The sequence below is a fragment of the Pseudomonas sp. NFACC16-2 genome (assembly GCF_900119205.1).
Classification (GTDB): domain Bacteria; phylum Pseudomonadota; class Gammaproteobacteria; order Pseudomonadales; family Pseudomonadaceae; genus Aquipseudomonas; species Aquipseudomonas fluorescens_Q.
Map to the genome: position 1 here is coordinate 1 of NZ_FPIX01000086.1, position 1,654 is coordinate 1,654.

The following is a 1,654-nucleotide window of genomic DNA, read 5'->3' on the forward strand; positions in this document are numbered from 1 at the left end:
TGCGCGACAGCGCAGCGTCGAAGACGCGGCGGGATCTCCCTCGCCACAGGCCCATCCCGAGTCACTCACATATCCACGCCGCACCCTCCCCAGCGACCACCAATACGGTAAACTGCCGCCCATTGCTGTCTGGAGTTTCTTATGCGCGCAGAGTTGAACCAGGGCCTGATCGACTTTCTCAAGGCCTCCCCTACCCCGTTCCATGCCACCGCCAGCCTTGCCAAGCGCCTGGAAGCGGCTGGCTATCAGCGTCTTGACGAACGCGAGACCTGGGCCACCGAGGCCAACGGTCGCTATTACGTCACGCGCAACGACTCCTCGATCATCGCCTTCAAGCTCGGCCGCAACTCACCGTTGCACGATGGCATTCGCCTGGTCGGCGCCCACACCGACAGCCCCTGCCTGCGGGTCAAACCGCAGCCGGAACTGCAACGCCACGGGTTCTGGCAACTGGGCGTGGAAGTCTACGGCGGCGCGTTGCTGGCGCCGTGGTTCGACCGCGACCTGTCCCTGGCCGGGCGCGTGACCTTCCGCCGTGATGGCAAGGTCGAAAGCCAGTTGATCGACTTCAAGGCGCCGATCGCCACGATTCCGAACCTGGCCATCCACCTCAATCGCGAAGCCAACCAGGGTTGGGCCATCAACCCGCAGAATGAACTGCCGCCGATCCTCGCCCAGTTCGCCGGGGACGAGCGCGTCGATTTCCGTGCCGTGCTCACTGATCAACTGGCCCGCGAACACGGCCTGAATGCCGACGTGGTACTCGATTACGAGTTGAGTTTCTACGACACACAAAGCGCTGCGGTCATTGGCCTGCACGGCGATTTCATCGCCGGCGCGCGCCTGGACAACCTGCTGTCGTGCTACGCCGGCCTGCAAGCGTTGCTGAACGCCGATACCGAAGAAACCTGCGTGCTGGTCTGCAACGATCACGAGGAGGTCGGTTCGTGCTCGGCCTGTGGCGCCGACGGCCCGATGCTGGAGCAAACCCTGCGTCGCCTGCTGCCTGAAGGTGAAGAGTTCGTCCGCACCATTCAGAAATCCCTGCTGGTGTCGGCGGACAACGCCCACGGCGTGCATCCCAACTATGCCGACAAGCACGACGCCAACCACGGTCCCAAGCTCAACGCCGGCCCGGTGATCAAGGTCAACAGCAACCAGCGCTACGCCACCAACAGCGAAACCGCCGGGTTCTTCCGCCACCTGTGCATGGCTGAAGAAGTGCCGGTGCAGAGCTTCGTAGTGCGCAGCGACATGGGCTGCGGTTCGACCATCGGCCCGATCACCGCCAGCCAACTGGGCGTGCGCACCGTGGACATCGGTCTACCGACCTTCGCCATGCATTCGATCCGCGAACTGTGCGGCAGCCATGACCTGGCGCATCTGGTGAAGGTGTTGAGCGCGTTTTATGCAAGTCGTGAGTTGCCATAACCGCTAAACCTATTTGGACCGGAGACATGCAGGCTCTTGTGGCGAGGGGATTTATCCCCGCTGGACTGCGAAGCAGTCCCAGAATTCACCAACCACCGCGATTATCCGGTAGGCGTAGGGGGTTGCTGCGCAACCCAGCGGGGATAAATCCCATAGGCGCTAACCAAACTCCAAAAATAGTAAACTGATCCGCAATTGAGATGAGTTGCAAGGAAAGCAAGTG

The 1,654-nt window shown here is 61.8% G+C and carries 1 protein-coding gene; it reads left to right on the plus strand.

The genetic code is table 11. The features are described from left to right. Window positions 1–141: 141 nt before the first annotated feature. Entirely contained in the window at window positions 142–1,431 is a 1,290-nt protein-coding gene (locus BT116_RS29990; protein ID WP_014339686.1) for a M18 family aminopeptidase, read from the plus strand. The last annotated feature ends 223 nt before the right edge of the window (window positions 1,432–1,654 follow it).